16 protein-coding genes are annotated in these 20,921 nt (G+C 70.5%); 10 read left to right on the top strand and 6 right to left on the bottom strand.

The genetic code is table 11. From position 1 onward, the window contains the following. Nucleotides 1-13 precede the first annotated feature (13 nt). Both APR04_RS28115 and APR04_RS28110 read left to right on the top strand, forming a co-directional pair. On the top strand, nucleotides 14-1,363 hold the full coding sequence (locus APR04_RS28115; protein WP_253877432.1) for an ABC transporter substrate-binding protein: 1,350 nt from the start codon (nucleotides 14-16) through the stop codon (nucleotides 1,361-1,363). 167 nt (nucleotides 1,364-1,530) lie between these two features. Further along, entirely contained in the window at nucleotides 1,531-3,129 is a 1,599-nt protein-coding gene (locus tag APR04_RS28110; protein WP_253877430.1) for a UxaA family hydrolase, read from the top strand. 91 nt (nucleotides 3,130-3,220) lie between these two features. Here the strand turns inward: APR04_RS28110 and APR04_RS28105 are convergent, their stop codons facing one another. The 3 genes from APR04_RS28105 to APR04_RS28095 form a co-directional block, all read right to left on the bottom strand. Beyond that, nucleotides 3,221-5,491, bottom strand: coding sequence for a discoidin domain-containing protein (locus APR04_RS28105; protein ID WP_253877428.1), 2,271 nt, complete (start codon nucleotides 5,489-5,491; stop codon nucleotides 3,221-3,223). Next, a complete protein-coding gene (locus APR04_RS28100; protein ID WP_253877426.1) occupies nucleotides 5,488-6,909 on the bottom strand; it encodes a DUF1996 domain-containing protein in 1,422 nt (473 codons plus the stop codon). Before APR04_RS28100 ends, APR04_RS28105 begins: the two co-directional genes overlap by 4 nt. 76 nt (nucleotides 6,910-6,985) lie before the next feature. Next, entirely contained in the window at nucleotides 6,986-9,247 is a 2,262-nt protein-coding gene (locus APR04_RS28095) for a discoidin domain-containing protein (RefSeq protein ID WP_253877424.1), read from the bottom strand. A 309-nt stretch (nucleotides 9,248-9,556) separates the two neighbouring features. Here APR04_RS28095 and APR04_RS28090 point away from each other — a divergent pair, with 309 nt between their 5' ends. After that, the gene (locus APR04_RS28090) at nucleotides 9,557-10,603 is read left to right on the top strand and encodes a LacI family DNA-binding transcriptional regulator (RefSeq protein ID WP_253877422.1); all 1,047 of its coding nucleotides are present in this window, start codon (nucleotides 9,557-9,559) and stop codon (nucleotides 10,601-10,603) included. A 116-nt stretch (nucleotides 10,604-10,719) separates the two neighbouring features. Beyond that, complete coding sequence (locus APR04_RS28085; RefSeq protein ID WP_253877420.1) at nucleotides 10,720-11,637, top strand: glycoside hydrolase family 19 protein; 918 nt, start codon at nucleotides 10,720-10,722, stop codon at nucleotides 11,635-11,637. Nucleotides 11,638-11,765: 128 nt separating this feature from the next. Here APR04_RS28085 and APR04_RS28080 read toward each other — a convergent pair whose 3' ends face one another. Beyond that, on the bottom strand, nucleotides 11,766-12,944 hold the full coding sequence (locus APR04_RS28080) for a Fic family protein (RefSeq protein ID WP_253877413.1): 1,179 nt from the start codon (nucleotides 12,942-12,944) through the stop codon (nucleotides 11,766-11,768). Nucleotides 12,945-13,105: 161 nt separating this feature from the next. Here APR04_RS28080 and APR04_RS28075 point away from each other — a divergent pair, with 161 nt between their 5' ends. Together APR04_RS28075 and APR04_RS28070 are read left to right on the top strand one after the other, a co-directional pair. Next, nucleotides 13,106-14,161 carry an aldo/keto reductase gene (locus APR04_RS28075; protein WP_253877411.1) on the top strand — a complete coding sequence of 352 codons (1,056 nt, stop codon included), beginning with the start codon at nucleotides 13,106-13,108 and terminating at the stop codon, nucleotides 14,159-14,161. A 181-nt stretch (nucleotides 14,162-14,342) separates the two neighbouring features. Then, the gene (locus APR04_RS28070) at nucleotides 14,343-15,578 is read left to right on the top strand and encodes an NAD(P)/FAD-dependent oxidoreductase (RefSeq protein WP_308292402.1); all 1,236 of its coding nucleotides are present in this window, start codon (nucleotides 14,343-14,345) and stop codon (nucleotides 15,576-15,578) included. 33 nt (nucleotides 15,579-15,611) lie between these two features. Here APR04_RS28070 and APR04_RS28065 read toward each other — a convergent pair whose 3' ends face one another. Then, nucleotides 15,612-16,364 carry a TetR/AcrR family transcriptional regulator gene (locus APR04_RS28065; protein WP_253877409.1) on the bottom strand — a complete coding sequence of 251 codons (753 nt, stop codon included), beginning with the start codon at nucleotides 16,362-16,364 and terminating at the stop codon, nucleotides 15,612-15,614. A 103-nt stretch (nucleotides 16,365-16,467) separates the two neighbouring features. On the opposite strand from APR04_RS28065, the gene APR04_RS28060 reads away from it, so the two are divergent. Genes APR04_RS28060 through APR04_RS28045 form a run of 4 tightly spaced genes read left to right on the top strand, consistent with a single transcriptional unit; the run spans nucleotide 16,468 to nucleotide 19,163 of the window. Then, the gene (locus tag APR04_RS28060) at nucleotides 16,468-16,965 is read left to right on the top strand and encodes a nitroreductase family deazaflavin-dependent oxidoreductase (protein WP_253877401.1); all 498 of its coding nucleotides are present in this window, start codon (nucleotides 16,468-16,470) and stop codon (nucleotides 16,963-16,965) included. Beyond that, complete coding sequence (locus APR04_RS28055; protein WP_253877399.1) at nucleotides 16,962-17,933, top strand: NAD(P)-dependent alcohol dehydrogenase; 972 nt, start codon at nucleotides 16,962-16,964, stop codon at nucleotides 17,931-17,933. Before APR04_RS28060 ends, APR04_RS28055 begins: the two co-directional genes overlap by 4 nt. 28 nt (nucleotides 17,934-17,961) lie before the next feature. After that, nucleotides 17,962-18,630, top strand: coding sequence for a ThuA domain-containing protein (locus tag APR04_RS28050; protein WP_253877397.1), 669 nt, complete (start codon nucleotides 17,962-17,964; stop codon nucleotides 18,628-18,630). Next, nucleotides 18,627-19,163: a nucleotidyltransferase domain-containing protein gene (locus tag APR04_RS28045; RefSeq protein ID WP_253877395.1), complete on the top strand. Its 537-nt coding sequence runs from the start codon at nucleotides 18,627-18,629 to the stop codon at nucleotides 19,161-19,163. Before APR04_RS28050 ends, APR04_RS28045 begins: the two co-directional genes overlap by 4 nt. A gap of 175 nt (nucleotides 19,164-19,338) precedes the next feature. On the opposite strand, the gene APR04_RS28040 is transcribed toward APR04_RS28045, so the two are convergent. Further along, the coding region (locus tag APR04_RS28040; protein ID WP_253877393.1) for an HNH endonuclease signature motif containing protein at nucleotides 19,339-20,921 on the bottom strand (1,583 nt) is incomplete at its 5' end.

Raw genomic sequence — 20,921 nt, 5'->3', positions numbered from 1 at the left:
AGGAGAAACACACATGAGCAACACCGGCAACGGACTACGAACGAGGCGCGGCAAGCGCCTCGCTGCCTCGGCCGCGGGTATCGCGGCAGTGGCCCTGACCCTCGCGGGGTGCGGCGGCGGGGACTCGGGCATGGGCGGCAGCGGCGGCGACGAGCCCGCCGCGGCCGAGGAGTGCCCCTGCGAGATCCGGTTCGCGTGGTGGGGCTCCGACACCCGCCACGAGTCCACGGAGCAGATCATCGAGGCCTTCGAGGCGGAGAACCCCGACATCACCGTGGTCCCCGACTTCACCGACTGGGACGGCTACTGGGACAAGCTCGCCACCTCGGTGGCGGCCGGCGACACCCCCGACGTCATCACCCAGGAGGAGCGCTACATCTCCGACTACTCCACCAAGAACGTGCTCGCGGACCTGAGCCAGCTCGACATCGACACGTCCAAGGTGGACGACAGCGTCCTGGCCGGCGGCCAGATCGATGGTGCGCAGTACGGCATCCCTACCGGCATCAACGCCTACGCGTTCGTCGCCGACCCGGAGATCTTCGCCGACGCGGGCGTCGAGCTGCCCGACGACACCACCTGGACGTGGGAGGACTACGTCACCACGGCGAACGCCGTCTCGAAGGGTGCTGGTGAGGGTGTGTGGGGCACGCAGGACTACGGCTTCAACGAGGCGGGCCTCAACGTGATGGCGCGCCAGCGCGGCGAGACGCTGTTCACGCCGGAGGGCGAGCTCGGTGTCTCCGAGCAGACCGTCGCGGATTTCTTCCAGGTCTCGCTCGACCTGATGGAGGGTGGCGGGCAGCCTGACGCCGCCCGCACCGTCGAGTACCAGGCGGCCGGCCCCGAGGGCAGCCTGCTCGGTACCAACCAGGGCGCCATGGGCGTGTGGTGGACCAACCAGCTGGGCGCGCTGACGGACTCGTCGGGTCACGAGCTCGAGCTGCTCCGGCTGCCCGGTGAGACCCAGGGCGAGCGCACCGGCATGTACTACAAGCCGGCGATGTTCTACTCCGTCTCCGCGGACACCGAGTACCCGGAGTCCTCCGCGAAGTTCGTCGACTTCCTGCTGAACTCGCAGGAGGCGGCCGACATCATGCTCACCGACCGTGGCCTCCCGGCGAACACCGAGGTGCGCGAGGGGATCCTCGGCGACCTGTCCCCCACCGACCAGAAGATGGCCGACTTCATGGCGGACATCGAGGACGAGATCGTCGACACCCCGCCGGTGCCGCCGCACGGCTCCGCCGAGCTCGCCGACATCATGGAGCGCGTCAACACCGACGTCCTCTTCGAGCGCATCACCCCGGAAGAGGCGGCCACCCAGTTCATGGAAGAGGTCACGGCGGCGATAGCCGGCTGACAGAGCCAGCTGACAGAGCCCGGTCGGTAGAACGTCAGGTGATCGGTAACCCGAGGTGCCGATCACCTGACGTTCTGCCGACCGGGGGCTCGACCAGCGGGTGAGCTCGCGAGGTGCGAACGGCAACGCCGGTAGGATGAAACGGTTCACACAGAGGGGTGTCACAGGTGCCAGAGGTCGATCTCCTGATTCTCCGCGAGGGCGACGACGTCGCGGTCACGACGCGAGATCTGGGGCCGGGCGACGAAGCCCTCGCCCCCGGGACCGGTCCGGTCGCCGTCGGGCAGCCGGTGCCGCGCGGTCACAAGATCGCGCTGCGCGCCGTGCCGGCCGGCGCCGAGGTGCACAAGTACGGGCAGGTCATCGGGGTAGCGACCGCCGACATCGCCCCCGGCGACCACGTGCACTCGCACAACCTCGGGTTCGAGGAGGGCTCGCGCGAGGCGCCGCTGGGCGGCACGCACACCGACCTCCCGCTGCCCGACGGCGCCCGCCCCACCTTCCGCGGTTTCCGCCGGGCCGACGGCCGGGTCGGGACCCGCAACTTCGTGGCGATCCTGACCAGCGTGAACTGCTCGGCCTCGACGGCCAAGATGATCGCGGACCAGTTCAGCGGCGCGGCCCTGGACGAGTTCGGACACGTCGACGGCGTCATCGCGCTGACCCACACGTCGGGCTGCGGCCTGGTCCCGGACTCCGAGGGCGGGCAGATCCTGCTGCGCACCCTGCGCGGGTACGCGGCTCACCCGAACGTCGCAGGCCTGCTGGTGCTGGGGCTGGGCTGCGAGATGGTGCCGGGGGCCGCGCTGTCGGCCCGGTCGGGGCAGGTCGCCGACCTGGGGATGCCGACGGTCGGTCCGCCCGACGACGCGAAGCAGGGGCTGCTGGCCTCGATCTCCGACGACACGGTGGTTCGCTCGCTGACCATCCAGGAGGCCGGCGGTGTGCGCGCCTCGGTACGCGCGGGAGTCGCCGCGGTCCGCGAGATGCTGCCGCTGGTCAACGCGCGCGAACGCGTCGAGTGCGACGTGTCGGAGCTGGTGCTCGCGCTGAACTGCGGCGGGTCCGACGGCTACTCCGGCATAACGGCCAACCCGGCGCTGGGCTGGGCCTCGGACCGGCTGGTCGCCTACGGGGCGACGTCCGTGCTGGCCGAGACCCCCGAGGTGTACGGGGCCGAGCACCTGCTGACCGCCCGGGCGACGTCGCCCGGTGTCGCGAAAAAGCTGCTCCACCGCATCGACTGGTGGCGGGACTACGTCGCGGCGGGTGGTGGCACGCTCGACAACAACCCGTCGCCGGGCAACAAGGCGGGCGGCCTCACGACGATCCTGGAGAAGTCGCTCGGCGCGGTCGCCAAGGGCGGCCAGGCCGACCTCGGCGCCGTCTACGAGTACGCCGAGCCGATCACCGAGCGCGGGTTCGCTTTCATGGACACCCCTGGCTACGACCCCGTCTCGGTCACGGGCCTGGTAGCGGGCGGCGCCAACGTGGTCGTGTTCACCACGGGCCGCGGTTCGGTCTTCGGCTGCCGCCCGACGCCGTCCATCAAGGTGGCGACCAACACCCCGATGTACTCGGTGATGTCCGAGGACATGGACATCAACGCGGGCGTCGTCGTGGACGGCACCGCCACCGTGGCGGAGGTGGGGCGGCAGATCTTCGACCGGATCCTCGCCGTCGCGTCCGGGGAGCAGACGGTCAGCGAGGAGCTCGGGATAGGTGCCGAGGAGTTCATCCCCTGGCACATGGGCGCCGTCACCTGACGGCTCGGCGTCCCTGACATGACCATGCACCTGCTGCCAGGCGAGTCCTGATCCTGGCAGCAGGTGCATGGTCGTCCCGAGGGCGCTTCCGCTAGGGGTAGCTCACCACCTTGGCCGGGATTGTTTCCGTTCCTTCCGCGCGGGGGCCGACGCCGTTGATGACGTGCTCGTACGTGCCCACCCCACCGAGCGACACGGTGAGCAGCGAGTGCATCCGCACACCCGGCGTCCGCGGCACCTCGAACCCGTTGTCCGAGGTGATCGAGGCGTCCGAGGTGAACACGCAGTACGACCCGAGCCCCCAGGCCTCGTGCTGCGTGACGTGGTCAGCGACCTTGTACGCCGCCCAGCCCCGCACGCCGTCGTGGTTCCACGCCGCCTGGTTCGGCGGGTCGTACGGCAGCTCGTTCTGGTAGAAGATCGTGCGGCCGCGCTCCCCGTTCCACAGGGTGTTGTACTCCTGGTAGTGCTCCACGAAGAGCCCGTACCCGGAGACGTCGTCACCGTTCACCACCAGGCCGTTGCGCGCGGTGTTCACGTCCCAGCCGATGCCCTCGCCGTGGTCACCCCGCCAGGACCAGATGTGGTCGATGATCGTGTCGTCGGCGTTCACGACGATCGCCTGGTCCACCCGCCCGACGTGCGCCCCGCCGACCCGGACGAACACGTCGTGCAGCGAGACCGGGTCGTCGGCGTGGTCCGCCGTGGACCCCTCCGTACCGACGGTGAGCATCGACGGCGACTCGGCAGCTCCCGCGTCGAAGAGCACCCCGGCGACGCGGACGCCGTCCACGTCGCCCACCCGCATCGCCGTCTGCCCGGCCGTCGGCACGATCGTGGCGTACCCGAGCCCGAGCACGACGGTGCCGGCACGGTCCACCTCGATCGTCTGGTCCGTCTCGTAGATCCCGGGCGTGAGCAGCAGGTGCAGGCCCTGGTCCAGGGCCTGGTTGATCCGCTCGGCGGAGTCTCCCGGGCGGGCCACGTAGAAGTCGTCCAGCGGCACGGAGGTGCCCGACGTCGTCCCGCCGTCCCAGGTCGCACCCCTCGTCCCCTCGCGGGCGGACGGTACGAACACCGCGTAGTCCTCGCCGTCGAGGTACAGGTACGGCTTCTCGCGGATCGTCCCCGTCGTGTCGAGGGTGGTCACGGCAGGCTCGGGGAACGACGTCGGCGGTGCGTTCTCGACGCCGGAGAACGTCATGTTCCACAGCGTGCCCGCCCAGCCGCCCGTGAGCGTCGAGTCGCGGGTGTACCACTGCTGCTGCGTCCAGGCGCGGACCTCGCCGTCGATCACGGAGTCGGCGATGTAGCCGCCCGACGCCCAGCCGTACCGCGACGAGTGCAGCATCAGGTTGCCCTTGACGTGGACCCGCCGCATGGGCGCCGCCTGCGACACGGCCCACCGCATGTCCCCACCCGTTGGCGTGACGGCGAGGTTCTCGACGGAGCGCCAGAAGTTCTGCGTGGCGTTCCCCTCGAACCACTCGGCGTCGGCCCAGACACCGCCCGTGATGTTCACGTCGTCCGGGTCGGCGCCCAGACCGGCGATCGAGGTGTGGAACCCGGCGTTCACGTGCACCGGATAGGTGCCGGGCTCGAACAGGAACTGGTGCCGCCCGTCGCCGAACTGGTCGGACTCCTGCTGGTCGTAGACCTCGTCCACCGCCGCCTGGACCTGGTTGACGGGCGTGTCCGGGCCGAAGACGTGCACGTTCGGCCCGAGGTCACCGCCGCCGGGGATCGGGTCGCCGGGCGTGCTGCCGCCGTCGTCCGTGAGCACCTTGAGCTCCCACAGGGAGTAGCCGTAACCGGTGCCCCGCTCCGTGCCGGTGATCCGCACGTACCGGCCGGCCCCCGCCACGTCGAAGCCCTGTGAGCCTCCGGTCCCGTCCGTGACGGTCTTGAGCGTCCGCCACGTGGTGCCGTCGTCGGACGCCTCGATCCGGAAGTCCTTGCCGTACGCCGTCTCCCAGGAGAGCTCGACGCGGCACAGGTCCTGGACGGAGCCGAGGTCGACCCGGATCCACTGCGGGTCGGCGGGCTCGCTGCTCCAGCGGGTGCCCGGGTCGCCGTCGACCGCCATGGCGGGGCCGAACGGGCCCTCCGTGGACGACGCCGTGGCAGGCCTCCCGAGCGCGGCGTTCGTGGTGCACGCGGCCGCCGGAGCGGCGGCCCGCGCAGCGGCGTTCACCGGCCCCGGAGCGTCCGCGGTGCCCGACGACGGCGTCGCGCCCGCCGTGAGCGGTGCGGCCACGCAGGTCGCCGCGACGGCGACGGCCAGCCAAGCCCGCCGTCCGAGCCGCGGTGCCCGTTGCCGCTCTGCGGGCAGTGCTTCGTCGAATGTGCTGCGGACCGTCATGATGCTGCCTCCTGGCGTGCGGCCGGCTCCGGCACGAGCTCGTAGTTCTCGTCGAGCACGGTGCCACGGTGGGGCTTGTACAGGTCGTAGCCGCGGGGGTTGCACTGCAGCCCGCCGTTGATGCACTGCTCCACGAGGCGGCGGAGCACCTCGGGGTCCCAGGCGTTGACGAAGTCGTAGTGCCAGGACTGGTCGGACCCGCTGACGAGTGCGACGTCGGACATGTCGCCGCTGACCGGCCAGGCGATCTTGAACTCGAGCATCGGGACCGCCACGGGATGGCTGAGCGGGCACTGGCCCGCTACCGGGTACGCCATGTGCGTGCCGTGGCCCATGTGGGCGGACTCCTCCGGCGTCAGGTGCATCCCGTCCCAGCAGCTCGGGGCCTGGTAGCGGATGTTCAGCTGCGTGCCCTCGGGGCAGCTCGCCGGGATCTCCCAGCTCTTGGAGATGTCGCCGCACTCCCAGCCCTCGACGGCGCCGGGCGCCGTGCGGAACTCGTCGACGGTGGCCATCATGTCGCCGGCCACGAACTGGAGTCCCTCCGGGAACGGCACGACGTCGGCGTAGTCGTCGATCCCCGACTTGTAGTAGACCGTCATCGGGATGTTCGGCTCGACAGGGACCCCGCCCTCCGTGAGGGTGGGGAACCAGTAGGCCGACTGGTCCTGGGGCACCGTGCACGTGCTCTCCGGGCTCGCGAGCAGGCTGGCGGGCGTGGTGAAGGCGTCCGTCGAGCGGTTGCCGATGAACGTGTGCAGGTGCGACCGGCCTGGCTGCCCTGGGTACACGATCGAGTCGTCCGGCAGGAAGTGCGAGAACGTGCAGTTCGCCTGGAACTCGTGGTGCGTGACCTCGTCGTCCGGGAACGGCGGCGGGTCCTCCGGCCCGCCGACCTCGCCGTCGCCGAATACCTGGAGCTCGAGGAGCGAGTAGCCGTACCCGGTACCGCGGGCCGTGCCGACGAGCTGGACGTAGCGGCCAGTGGCGACGACGTCGTACACCTCGGTCCCGCCGGTGCCGGCTGCCTCGGTGACGACCGTGGTCCAGGCGTCGCCGTCGGCCGAGACCTGGAGCGTGAACGCCGCGCCGTACGCGGCCTCCCACTCCAGGGCGATGTGGTCGAGGGCGTAGGACCGGCCGAGATCGACCCGGATCCACTCGTCGTCCGTCGGGGCGCTGGCCCAGCGGGTGCCGCGGTCGCCGTCGACCGCGAAGCGCGGCCCCAGACCGCCCGACTCGGAGCTGGACGCCGCGGTGAGCGCGCCCTGCGAGAGGAGCGTGTTCGGTTCGGCGACGGCGGTGGTGGCGCCGAGGGTCGCGGCCGCGCTCAAGGTCGAGGCGAGCAGTACCGTGGCGAGTGCGCCGGCCAGGACGCGAGATCTGAGGCCGCTGGGTGTGCGGAGTGCTGTGCGCATGGTTCCTCCTTCACTGCTGGTGGTTTCAGTGCTGCTCTGGGCTGCTGACGTCACTGCTGCTGACGTCGCTGCCGTGTCACCGCTGGTAGATGCCGACCTCGTACAGGGAGTAGCCCCATTCGGTGCCGCGCTCGGTGAGGTTGAGGCGCACGTACCGGCCGGAGCCGGAGACGTCGATGCTGTCGACGCCGCCGTTGCCGCCCGTGACCGTCTCGACGGTGGTCCAGGAGCTGCCGTCGTCCGAGGTCTGCACCTCGTAGGACTTGCCGTAGGCCGTCTCCCAGACGAGCTGCAGGTGGTCGAACGACTGCTCCGACCCCAGGTCCACCTGGTACCAGCCGGTGGGCCCCCATTCGCTCGCCCAGCGGGTCGAGGCATCGCCGTCGACGGCCTGGCCGGGGGTCCAGTCGCCGTTCCACGGGTCGAAGCTCGACGCCGTAGCCGTCTTGTCGAGCGCGATGTTGGTCCCCTCGACCTCGGGCGCGACGACACGGAACGACCTGGTCTCCACGCCCACGTTGCCGTTGCCGTCCTCGGCGAACACGTACACCTTCCAGACGCCGAGCATCTCCGGCGCCGTGACCCGGAACGTGCCCGGGGCCGTCTCGTCGAACTCGGCCTGGGCGATGCCGCCGGCGTCGTTGATGTACTTGCTGTTCAGCATGACGTTTGACGTGATCGGGTCGCCGTCGGGGTCGGTGACGTCCACGGTGACCGTGAACTCCGCGCCGGCCTCCACCGCCGTCGCAGCGGGGACGTCCATCGCGGAGATGCGCGGCGGGGTGTTCATCCCGGAGATGTCGACGCCCCAGGCCCGTGCGATCGAGTAGTAGCCGAGGCGCTTGTTGTCGCCGGGCAGGATGTTGAACCACACGCCGCCGAAGTCGCCCTCGATGCCGTAGTGGAAGAACGTGGCGCCCAGCGCGACGCCCTCGTGCTCCCGCAGGCAGCGCCAGGAGTCGACGTAGGCGGCACCCTTCTCGAGGTCGGTGGGCTCCTCGGGGACGCCGTTGGCGTCGTCGGGCACCTCCCACTCGCCGGCCGCGCCGCCCTCGGTCAGGAGGTAGGGGCGGTCGTAGCCGCCCGTCTCCCAGGCCTCCTCGATGTTGCACACGTCGCCGTAGGCGTTGATCGACAGCAGGTCGAGGTCAGGAGCGTTCTCCTCGATGTAGGGCCAGGCGCCTGCCCAGGCGTCCGTGCTCGTGGTCGGGTGGTTCGGGTCGGCCTGGTGCACGGCGACGCTCACCTCGTTGACGAAGGCCGCGTACGCGTGCCGGATCTCCTCCAGCTCGGTGCCCGAGTAGCAGTTCTGCAGGCCGAGGATCGCCTCGTTGCCGATGTTCCACATGAGCACGCCGGGGTGGTTCTTGTAGGTCTCGACCCAGCTGAGGATGTCGGCCTTGGTCTCCGACTTGTAGCTCGTGTCGGTGCGGTAGTCGATGCAGCCGCCCGAACCCGGTCCGCCGCCGGGCAGGAGCCAGAACCCCATCACCACGCGGATGTCGTGCGCCGCGGCGGAGTCCAGCAGCTGCCGGGTGTCCGCGCCGGTGCCCCAGGTCCGGATGGTGTTGGCGCCCATCTCGACGAGCGGCGGCATGTAGTGGTCCGCCGCGCTGAACGCCGGGCCCCAGGTGAAGCCGCGCACGGTGTACGGCTGGCCGTCGACCTCCAGGTCCCAGGATCCGTCGCCGCCCACGACGTCGACGGTGCTCGGCCCCGAGTCCGGTACCGGGACGCCGGGATGGCCGGGATCGACGTAGTCGGGGTCTCCGGGATCTCCGGGGTCTCCGGGGTCGCCCGGGTTCGAGCCGCCCGCCTCGCCGAAGACCCGCAGCTCCCACAGGGAGTTGCCGTAGCCGCCCGACCGCGCCGTGGACAGCAGCCGCACGTAGCGGGCGGTGCCCTCGACGTCGAAGGCGTCAGTGCCGCCGTCGCCCGAGTCGGTCGAGTACACCGTGGACCACGAGGACGCGTCAGCCGAGACCTGGAACTCATAGGTGGTCGAGTAGGCCGACTCCCAGACCAGCTCGACCCGGTCGAGACCGGCCGACGTGCCGAGATCGACCTGGATCCACTGCGGGTCGCTGAACTCGCTGGCCCAGCGGGTGCCGAGATCGCCGTCGACGGCGGCGCTCGCGGGCGTGTAGTCGGGGTTCTCCTCGGAGGAGGCGGTGGCGGGCCGGTCCTGCGACAGCAGGGCCGGTTCGGCGTGTGCCGAGGCTGCCGGCACGACGAGAGCCGTCGCGGTCAGCAGGCCGGTCGCCAGGACAGCGGCTCGTGCGCGGAGGCGGCGCTTGAACCGCCCCGCCAGCGCGCCGGGTGATCCGGTGGTGATCATGGTCTTCCTCTCCGTCCGCTCGCCGGCCGGTGCGATGGCCGGTGGCGCGGTTCGTCGTTGAGCCTGCCTTCGCGTCGCTCCGGTGCGCCGCGAGTTGGGAGAGCGCTCTTACCCCGCCAATCTTTGACCCGCTCTTGAGGAGGCGTCAAGGCTTCTGCGGTACTGGCTGTCCTGTATTTTCGGGCTGCTACACCTCTCTTAAGGCCAGATGGTCGGCGTTCTGAGCGACGTCGGTGGTGCTCGTTCATGCACCACCTCACCCGCTCAGGCTCCATGGGAGAGCGCTCTTACTCTGTTAACGTCAGCCTTGTGACCAAGGATCTGCGGCGTCCGGCGCCGACCCTGGAGGACGTGGCGAAGGTCGCCGGCGTCTCCCGCGCGACCGTGTCCCGCGTGATCAACGGCAAGCGCAAGGTCGCGCCAGCGGTGCAGGAGGTGGTGCTCGAGGCCGTGGCGGAGACCGGCTATGTGCCCAACCGGGCGGCACGGTCCCTGGTAACGCGCCGTACGGGCACGGTCGCCGTCGTCATCTCGGGTGCTGACGCCGACCCCGACATCGAGCTGGACCTGTCGGGCGTCTTCTCCGACCCGTTCTTCGGCCGGGTGGTCGGGTCCCTCGTGCGGACGCTTCGGCCGCACGACGTGCACCCGGTCCTGATGTTCGCCGACAACGGCCAGACGCGGGACCAGGTGGTCTCCTACCTGCGGTTCGGTAATGCCGACGGGGCGCTGCTCGTGTCCACCTACGCCGACGACCCGCTGCCCGCGGGCCTGCTGGGTACGGGGAGCCCGATAGTGCTCTTCGCCCGGCCGGGCCATGCGATCCCGGCGAGCTACGTAGACCTCGCCAACGCCGACGGCGCCCGCCTCGCGGCCAACCACCTGCTCGACCGGGGCTGCCGCAAGCTCGGCGTGATCTCCGGGCCGGTCGACGTGCCGGCCGCCCGGGACCGGCTCGACGGTTTCCGGGACGCGGCGGCGCGGCGCGGGCACGCGTTCGTCCCGAGCGCCGAGGGGTCCTTCACGTTCGAGAGCGGAGAGACCGCGATGGCGGAGCTCCTCGCGGCGAACCCGGACCTGGACGGGGTCTTCGTCTCGAACGACCTCATGGCGCAGGGCGCCATCCACGTGCTGCAGACGAACGGGCGGCGCGTGCCGGACGACGTCGCGATCGTCGGGTTCGACGACAGCCCCGTGGCCGTGCAGACCCGCCCCCGGCTCACGACGGTGCGCCAGCCCGTCGAGAAGATGGCGGAGGAGATGGCGCGGATGCTGCTGGAGCAGATCGACGCCGACGAGCCGGCCGTGCGGTCGGCGATCTTCGAGCCGGTCCTGGTGGTCCGCGACTCGGCGTGAGGTACGGGTCGCTCGTGTGGGAATCCCTCACGACTGCTCGCCAGCCATCTTGCTAGGTTCCTGAACAAATCGGTCGTCGACGACGACGGCCCAGAACCGGAAGCGAGGTGGTTCCCGTGAGATCTCGTCGCGCACCGCTACTGATCACAGCTCTCGTCGCTGCGCTCCTGACGACAGGGGCGGCAGCGGTCACCGTCCCGGCGGCTCAGGCTGCCGTAGCCGACTGCAGCTCTGCGGCCTGGAGCAGCAGCGCGGTCTACGTTGGTGGCAACCAGGTCACCCATGCCGGGGTCGCGTGGCGCGCCAAGTGGTGGACCCAGGGCGAGACGCCCGGTACGACCGGCGAGTGGGGCGTCTGGGAGCGCGTCGGTGCCTGCGGCGGCGGTGAGGATCCGACCGACCCGCCGGGCACCGAGGACTTCCCGGTCAGCCAGGCGCAGTTCAACCAGTTCTTCCCCAACCGGAACTCCTTCTACACCTACTCCGGGCTCGTCGAAGCGCTCAGCGCCTACCCGGGGTTCGCCAACACCGGCAGCGAGACCGTCCAGAAGCGCGAGGCTGCCGCGTTCCTCGCCAACGTCTCCCACGAGACCGGTGGCCTGGTGCACATCGTCGAGCAGAACACGGCGAACTACCCGCACTACTGCGACCTGTCCCAGCCCTACGGCTGCCCGGCGGGCCACGACCAGTACTACGGCAAGGGCCCCATCCAGCTGAGCTGGAACTACAACTACAAGGCGGCGGGCGACGCCCTAGGCATCGACCTGCTGAACAACCCGCGCCTGGTGCAGACCGACTCGGCGATCGCCTGGAAGACCGGGCTCTGGTACTGGAACACCCAGAACGGCCCGGGCACCATGACCCCGCACGCGGCGATCGTGAACAACCGCGGCTTCGGCGAGACGATCCGCAGCATCAACGGCAGCATCGAGTGCAACGGTGGCAACCCCGCACAGGTGCAGAGCCGCATCGACACCTACCTGCGCTTCACCAGCGCACTTGGCGTGGACCCGGGCGGCAACCTCTACTGCTGATGCAACTACCCGTAGTGCGCGTGGCGTGGGCACCGGCACGTTCACTCCGCGCGCACTACGGGCGAGTAAGACTTGCGACAGGCTCTCCACCGCTGTCGTCGGTGCCAGGTGACCGTGCGGGGTGGAGTTCACGCATCGGTGATCGTGGCCAGCAAGTCACTCGAGACGAACCGCAGCTTCTGCATCCCTGCAGGGCGCTGTAGAACCTCCAGACCGACCAGCTTCTCCAGAGCGTTGTGCACGCCCTGGAGTGATCTGTCGAAACGCCGTGCAAGTCCCGGAGCGGTGACAATAGGGGTTTCGACGAGGACGTCGACGATGTCACGGGCGAGGGCGCTGCGAACATTCGCATTCTGGAGTCGGCCGATATAGCCATCGCGAATCTTCAGCATGCGGTCGACACGGTCGGCAGTGTCGATCGCGGAGGCCTCAAGCCCCGTGCTGAAGAATCTGATCCACGGTCCCCATTCGCCTGTCGCGGAAACACGGGCGAGATGCTCTTGGTATTCGGAGCGCCGCGCCTCGAACCATGGTGAGACAGTGAGCAGTGGCTCGCTCAACACACCTGCGACCAGAAGGTGCAACACGATCAGCATGCGACCGACCCGGCCGTTCCCGTCATTGAACGGGTGGATGGTCTCGAACTGGTAGTGCGCCATTGCAGCTGCGACGACCGGGTCATGGTCTTCAGTCGCGTTGATCCAATCTGTGAGGTCGCGCAGGGCTGGCTGTATGCCGTGCTCAGGAGGCATCGGTATGAACCGCGCGTCCTCGACCCGGCCGCTCGGACTTCCGATCACCACCTGTGTGGTTCGGACTTTCCCCGCATCAGATGTGTCTGCAGCTGTGCCGCTGACGAGGGTCCGCTGTGCGTCTTCGAGGAGAGGCACAGCAACGCGCCCGTACCGCTGCACCCAGCTGAACGCGGCGTCGGCCGCGGCGACGTAGTTCATCACCTCCTGCAGGTCCGAGCCCATGGGGCTCGCAGAAGCGCTTTCCGCCGCAAGGACATCCTCGATCGGGGCATACGTACCCTCAAGAGCGGACGTGCTCTGAGCCTCACGGCGCAGAGTTGGTTGCCGGAGCAATCCGGGGTTCGGGATCTGTCGCGACGCCTGGTCGAGCCGGGCGAGCGCCCGCCCGGCCCGCGCGGCGACACGCCATGTCTCGGTGTCCAGGTCGGGCGCACGACCCAGGGGATTGGCCACGAAGGCGTGATGGCTGAACGCCCGGCTATGTCGCGCGTCGTGGCCTGTGATGGGCACCAAGTATCCGAGGGGGCTGTCGGAGAATCGGGCGAGTTCCATGGCAGAGAAGCCTAGGTGACTAGGTCGATGTGAGCGCGCGCTGGGATCAATACAACTTGATCGCGGTGCCGCCTACATCAACGAAACGAGTAGTTTGGTTGATGTTAGCCCGTCGAGCGTCAGCGGGCCTGAGTGCGCGGGGCCCGTGCCACGATTGCCGCATGCCCCTCGCACCCCGGTATCTCGCCGCCGACGACCGCTACGCCACCATGTCCTACCGCCGCACCGGCCGTTCTGGCCTGGACCTCCCCGCGCTGTCGCTGGGCCTCTGGCACAACTTCGGCGACACCAGCCCGTTCGACACCCAGCGCGCCATCTTGCGCCGGGCGTTCGACCTGGGCGTCACGCACTTCGACCTGGCGAACAACTACGGGCCGCCGTACGGATCGGCGGAGGAGAACTTCGGGCGGCACTTCGCCGCCGACCTCAAGCCGTACCGCGACGAGCTGATCCTCTCCACGAAGGCCGGCTACGACATGTGGCCCGGCCCGTACGGGGACCACGGGTCCCGCAAGTACCTCATCGCCTCGCTGAACCAGTCGCTCACCCGGATGGGCGTCGACTACGTCGACGTCTTCTACCACCACCGGCCGGACCCCTCGACGCCGCTCGAGGAGACCATGGGCGCGCTCGCCTCAGCGGTGCAGCAGGGCAAGGCGCTGTACGTGGGCGTCTCCAACTATTCGCCGGAGCGCACGCGCGAGGCAGCACGGATCCTCGGCGACCTGGGTGTCCCGCTGCTCATCCACCAGCCGTCGTACTCGATGCTCAACCGGCACATCGAGAACCCCGCCCACGAGGACGCGTACGACGGCAGGCAGAGCGAGTCCCTGCTCGACGTCGTCGGCGAGCTCGGTGTCGGGACCATCGTCTTCTCGCCGCTGCAGCAGGGTCTGCTGACCAGCAAGTACCTCGCCGGCGCCGCGCCCGAGGGATCCAGGGCGGCCCGCTCCGACTCACCCTTCCTCTCGTCCGGTGCCCTCACCGAGGACTACCTGAGCCGCGCCAGGGCGCTCAACGACATAGCCGTCGGCCGGGGGCAGACGCTCGCCCAGCTCGCGCTCGCCTGGGTGCTGCGGGACACGCGCGTGACCTCGGCGCTGATCGGCGCGTCGTCGGTGGCACAGCTCGAGGACAACGTCGCCGCGCTCGAGGCCGGACCCCTGACCGACGACGAGATCGGGGTGATCGAGCCCCTGGCGCAGCAGATCGGCTGAGCCCGCGACCGGAACGCAGATGCCCCGGTCCGCCGTCGTGCGACGGATCCACACCACCCGTTTCACCGCACTTCACCGAGTTGTCGCGCTGAATCGATCCGCGGGGCGGACCATGGAGGGATCCGCCGCTCGACGGGGAGGGGCCCTGCAAGGTACTGCCCTGAAATGAAGGAGCACGAGCGTGCCCGAAACGAAGACCGCTACAGTCGTGGGCGCCGGCATGGTCGGCCTCGCGACCGCCTGGCACCTGCAAGAACGTGGCGTGGAGGTGACAGTCCTCGACCGGCGCGGCGTTGCGTCCGGAGCCTCCTGGGGCAACGCCGGCTGGCTCACCCCGGGCATGGCGATGCCGCTGGCCGACCCGGCGCTCTGGGCCTACGGCCCGAAGGCGATGCTCGACCCCGATGCCGCCCTCAGTGTCCCCTTCCGGTTCGACCGTGCCCTCTGGAGCTTCCTCGCGCGGTTCATCTCGCACGCGACTCCCGGCGAGTGGCAGCGCGCGATGGCCGCCCTCACCCCGATCGACCGGCTCGCGCTCGAGGCGTTCGACGAGCTCGAGGCCGGCGGCGTGCACGCGACGTCGCACCCGAGCCGCTGGGTGGTCGGGTTCGAGCGGGAGCGGGAGTCGCGCCCGTTCGTGCACGAGCTGCGCGGCGTGGCGAAGGCCGGCCAGGAGATCCGGCTCGCGAGGGTGCCCGACGGCGTCCGGGTGCCCCACCTCTCCCGGGCCGTCCAGTCGACCTGGACGCTGGAGGGGCAGCGGTACATCGAGCCCGGTCCGTACGTGCAGGCGCTCGCGACGTCGGTCAGCGCCCGCGGCGCGAAGGTGCTGACGGACGCCCACGTCGACGACATCCGTCCGGTGCCCGGTGGCGTCGAGATCGCGGTGCACGGCCACGGCCGGACGACGTCCGACTCGGTGGTGATCGCCACGGGCGCATGGCTCCCCGGGCTGGCACAGCAGTTCGGCGTGCGGACCAAGGTGCAGGCCGGGCGCGGTTACTCGTTCAGCGTGCCGGTGGAGGGCCCGCCGATCGACCACCCGGTCTACTTCCCGGCCCGGCGAGTGGCCTGCACCCCGTACCAGGGGCGGCTGCGGGTCGCCGGGACCATGGAGTTCCGGGGACCCGACGAGCCCTTCCAGGAGGGCCGGGTCCGGGCGATGGTGAACTCGGTCCGTGGGCTCTTCGAGGGCGTCGACCTGGACTCCCGGGAGGACGAGTGGGTGGGCTCCCGGCCGGTGACGCCCGACGGGCTGCCGCTCGTGGGCCGGACCGCGGCGTCCGGCGTCTACGTGGCCGGCGGCCACGGCATGTGGGGCATAGTGCTCGGCCCGGCGACGGGGCGGGCCCTGGCGGAGATGATCACGACCGGGCAGACGCCGGAGGAGATCCGGCCGTTCGACCCGCTCAGGTAGCCCTCCGCGGTCGTCCGCCGCGGTAGCGGCAGGTCAGGGCTTCTCGCGCTCGGCCAGCCGCTCGAGCCCGTCGAGGATGAGGTCCAGGCCGAACTCGAACTCGGTCTGGTCGTCACACCAGCCGAGCGTGGAGCCGGTGTCCTGGTGCCCCACCTCTGCCAGCATCTCGACCATGTGGGGCAGCTCGTCGGCCATCTGCAGGAGCAGCGCGGTGGCGGCGTCGGCGGCGCCCTCCTCGGCGCTGCCGTCGCCCGCAGAGCCCGCCGTGGCGCCGTCCGGCTCGAAGAGCTCTTGCGAGAACCCGAGCGCACGGCTGCCCAGAGCGTGCATCGCGTGGTGGACCAGGTCGTAGGAGAAGCCGCCGCGCCGCATCAGCCCGATGAGCGAGTCGTAGTACCGCACGACGTGCAGGCTGAACGACTTGCGGCTCTCCAGGACGGTCGACGCCCAGGGGTGGCGGAGCAGCACGGTGCGCGCCGCGAGGATCTGCCGGCGCAGCGCGGGCTTCCACGAGGACTCCGGGGCGTCGTCGGGGAGGGCTTCCAGCCGGCCGACGGCGTCCTGGATCTCCGCCGCGACGACGTCGACCACGCCGTCGAGCAGGTCTTCCTTGTTGGCGACGTGATGGTAGAGCGACATCGCCTCGATCCCGAGCTCACGGGCCAGGCTGCGCATCGTCAGCGCCCCGAGGCCGTCGCGGTCGGCCAGGGTGACCGCTGACTCGAGCACCCGGGCGCGGGTCAGGGCACTCCGTGGTGCTGTGCCTGCCGCCCGGGGTGAAGTCATGGTGTCGCGATCCTACGTCGGCCGAACCCTTGACGGGCCGTACCTCCTGGCCTACCTTACGTCGTAAGGCTTACACCGTAAGCCTCCTCGGGAAGGTGACGTCATGTGGGTCTGGATCCTCTGGGTGGTCGTTGGGCTGCTGGCGGTGGGGCTCTGCGCGTTCTTCGCGCTCGTGGTGACCATGCGTACCAAGAACAGGCGCGGCCTCCTGCTCGTCCGCAGGTTCGGCCGGCGGTTCGGTCGTCCCATCGAGATGCGAACCGCGGGGGAGCCCGGGGCGTCGGCCGCGGTGATCCGGCACGTCGGACGACGCTCGGGCACGCCGTATGCGACGCCCATCGGTGTGTACCCGATGGGCGACGACTTCATCGTCTATCTCCCGTACGGGCCAGAGGTGGACTGGCTGCGGAACGTCCTCGCCGCGGGCTCCGCGGAGCTGCGGGCCGAGGGGCGCACGCGCGTGGTGGCGCCGCGGGTCGTCGAGCCGGCTGAGGCGCTGCCCCATCTGTCGGCGGCGGACCGTCGCGTCGCACGCCTCTTCGGCGTCACCGACTTCCTCGTGCTGGAGCGGGCTCCGGTCGCCTCGGGCGGCACCGCGTGAGGGCCGTGGTGCGGGACGAGTACGGTCCGGTCGACGTCCTGCGGGTGGCCGCGCTCGCCCGGCCGGTCCCCGGGCCGGGCGAGGTGGTGGTCCAGGTCGGTGCCGCCTCGCTGAACATGGGCGACCTCGATCATGTGCTCGGCCGCCCGCGCCTCGCGCGCATCGGTACCGGGCTCTTCCGGCCGAGCCACTCCCGGGTGGGGGTCGACGTGGCGGGGACCGTCGAGGAGACCGGGCCGGACGTGACCGGTCTCCGGCCGGGCGACCGCGTCTGGGCCGACCTGTTCGAGGTCGGGCACGGTGCGCTGGCCGACCTGGTGACCGCCCCGGCGTCGGCCCTCACGCCGCTGCCGGACACGGTGCCGTTCGACGTCGCCGCAACCGTGCCGCACTCGGGGTCGCTCGCGCTGCAGGGGTTGCGCGCTGCCGGGCCGATCCGGCCGGGCGAGCGGGTGCTGGTCAACGGGGCGGGCGGCTGCGTGGGGCCGTTCGCGGTGCAGATCGCGAAGGCCCGGGGAGCCGTGGTCACCGCCGTCGACCACGGCGACAAGCTCGACCTTCTCCGGGAGCTCGGCGCGGACGAGGTGATCGACTACACGCGCGAGGACTTCACGCGGGGCGACCGGCAGTTCGACGTCGTCCTCGACATCGCCGACACCCGGTCCGTCGCGGCGCTCCGCCGTGCCCTGGCCCCGGGCGGGCGGTATGCGCTGATCGCCCGGCGGCTCGGCTCGTTCGCGGAGAAGGCGCTGCTCGGCCCGGTGGTCGGCCGGCTGACCGGCACCCGGATCGGCGTCTTCCCCTGGCGTCCGAACCAGGCGTCCGACCTGGACGAGCTGGCCGGGCTGCTGGTCGCGGGTGACGTCGTGCCGCGGATCGACCGGCGGTACGGCCTCGACGAGGCGGTCGAGGCGTTCCGCCGGCTCGAGTCCGGTCAGGCGCGGGGCAAGGTGCTGGTCGTGCCGTAGCCCGGGGCTGTCGTGGCAGGATCGCATCGTGACGACGAAGCGCATCCTCATCCTGGCCGGCCGCGGACGTTACGAGGACCCCTGGCACGACCACGCGGCGACGTCGCACCTGGTCGCCGGGGTGCTCGGTGACCTCGGTGCGGTCGAGGTGCGCGGGCTCTTCCGGGACGCGCTGGACGAACTCGACTCCGTGGACCTGCTGGTCGTGAACGGGGGATCGGGCCGCCGCGACGCGGACTTCGACGGGGCCGACGACGACTGGCTCGGCTTCCACACCCGGCTGGCGGGCTGGGCCCGGGCCGGGGGCGCCGTGCTCGGCCTGCACCAGGCGGCGAACACGTTCTACGACGCGCCCGACTGGTCGGCCGTGCTCGGTGGGCGGTGGGTGCCCGGTGAGTCGATGCATCCCCCGATCGGCCAGGCGCGGTTCGAGCTCGTCGACGGGCACCCGGTCACGGACGGGCTGGGCACCGTCGAAGCCTTCGACGAGCGCTACTGCCACCTCCGGGTCGCCCCGGGTGCGCGGGTCCTCGGCACCACCCTGGACGACGACGGCGCCGAGCAGCCCGTCCTGTGGGTCAACGAAGCGCACGGCGGTCGGAGCGTGTACTCGGCGCTCGGGCACGACGCCCGCTCGTTCGCCGCTGAGGGGCACCGGGAGCTGCTGCGCCGGTCGGCGTCCTGGCTGCTTTCGTGACGCTGTCCGAAGGTGACGGTTCGACAAGTACCAGGTTTTTCGCCGCGCAGGTGCTGAGTTTCCTCGAGCTGACCGACGCGCTGGGTGTCGACGTCTGGCTGGACGGCGGCTGGGCCGTCGACGCTCACCTGGGCCACCAGACTCGCGAACACGGCGACATCGACATCGTCCTGCGGACCGTCGACGAGCCAGCGCTCCGGCAGGCCGTCGAGGCAGACGGTTTCGCGGACGTGTGGACGGCGGACCAGCGACCCTGCAACTTCGTGATGGCTCATCCGGACGGCCGTCGGATCGACTTTCACCTGGTCGACTTCGACGCCGACGGCAACGGCCTCTACGACGGCCTCGGGCCGGTCTTTCCCGCCAAGGCGTTCACCGGGCGTGGCGCGATCGCCGGTCGAGAGGTGCGCTGCATCGAAGCCTTGACCCTGATCGATTTTCACACCGGCTACGACCACGACGCGGACGATGTCCATGATGTCACCGCGCTCTGCGCGAAGTTCGGTCAGCCCCTGCCTAAGCAGTACCGCTGAGATCTCGGGCAAGCCCGAGCCGACGGACTCTCTTGGTCCTGATCTCGGTGGTGCAGCGCTGCATCAGCCGGTCCACCAGGCCAGACCGGGTTTCCTCGTGGTCCTCCGGCGGGGTCCGGCTCGGCAGTCGGGTGTCGAGCACCTATTGTGCTGGTCCGGCTGCCGGGCCTGCCGGTCAGGCGGCTTCGGCGGCCGACGGAGGCTCCGCGGTCGGCTCCGCGGACGGGTCCGTGCCCGGCGGGGGCAGGGCTTCGAGGGCTTGGGGCAGGTGGATGCGATGCCCGCGGGCGTCGGTGAACGCCCACCCCGTCTCGACCAGCACGCCGACGGCGCCAGTGCCCTGTGCGGGCTTGCCGGTCCAGTGCATGACGATGCCACGCGCGTCGACGAGCTGATGGTGGAACCAGCACAGCAACGCACTGTTCGCGACCGACGTCTCTCCGCCGTCGGCCCAGTGGGTCACCGCGTGGTGGACCTCGCATCGTGAGGGCGGCTGGTCACACGCCGGATAGACACAATGCTCATCCCGGGCGATGACCGCGCGACGCATCTGCCCGGTCACGGTCCGCTGCGCGCGACCCACGTCCAGTGCCGCACCGTCGGGTCCGAACACGATCCGAGTGACCGCACTGTCACACGCCAACCGACGCAACAGTGCTCGTGGTGCACGACCGCCGGTCTCGGTGAACACGGGACCACCCGCTGACAGCAACCCGGACACCGACGCCGCACCCGCCACACCCGAACCTGCCGGGCCACCAGCTGTGCGTGCCCGGCTCCCGCGTGCGGGCGTGGCCTGTCCGCAGGTGAGGCACAGGCCGTCGCGGGTGCGGGTGACCTGGGTGACCAGCTCCGTCCAGGACACGGTGACGTTCAGGTGCGGCGCGATCGCGGCCCCCGGGGAGGCCTGGTTGGTGTCCAGCACCACGCGGGCCACGTCCGCCAGGCCTTGCGCCCGACGCTGCGCGGGCGTCCGGGAGTCCTCGGCCGCGGGCACGCCCGTCACCGCGGTGATCGCGGTCGAGACCAGCAGGCCGTGCTCGTCGGTCAGGAACCCCGCCACGTGATACCCACCAAAAGTCTTGGACAGGTCCAGGAACTCGCCCTGCGCGGCCTTGTCGTCCTCCACATCATCAGTGTCCGGATCGGTGACCGTCGCGAACCGGCGCGCCACCACACGGAACTGGTCCGCGTTGAGCACATCCGCCTCGCGCAACACCAGGCCCTCCCCGGTCACCAGCGTCCCGTCAGCGATCGCGCCCTCCAGCACCGCGGTGACCTGTTCACGGGTGCGAATCCCGTCCGGGTCGTCCACCGGATCCGGGAAGTCCACGGACACGGTCTGCACGAACTGCTCCGGGGTGGTCGTCTCCCCCGTGCGGGTATCGATGAGCCAGGCCAACGCGTCCGTGCGCGTCTCGCTCGTCGGGGCGACCTCGGTCATCACCCGCGCGTGATCCGCACCCAGGGTCCCCGCGACCAGGCGCTCCCGCGTCACCGGCAACGCCGTGGCCAGGCGACGCGCCATCGTCATGTCCTTGCCCGCCGCCGCCGCCGAGATGCCCTCACGCACCCGCAACCACGACGTGAACGTGCGCGCCGTACCACCCGACCGCCACGAACCCTCAGCCTCGATCCGCGGCAACAGGATGTACCGCACCCCGTCCAACCGGCCCGTCAACCGACGGGCCCGGGTGTGCGCCTCGACCAAGCGGGCGACGGACGGCGCATCCCACCCGTCCAACACCTCCGGACCGG

It is taken from the genome of Promicromonospora umidemergens (assembly GCF_024171995.1).
GTDB classification, from domain to species: domain Bacteria; phylum Actinomycetota; class Actinomycetes; order Actinomycetales; family Cellulomonadaceae; genus Promicromonospora; species Promicromonospora umidemergens.
The sequence above is the reverse complement of the archived record's forward strand: the minus strand, read 5'-3'. Positions and strand labels throughout refer to the sequence as shown.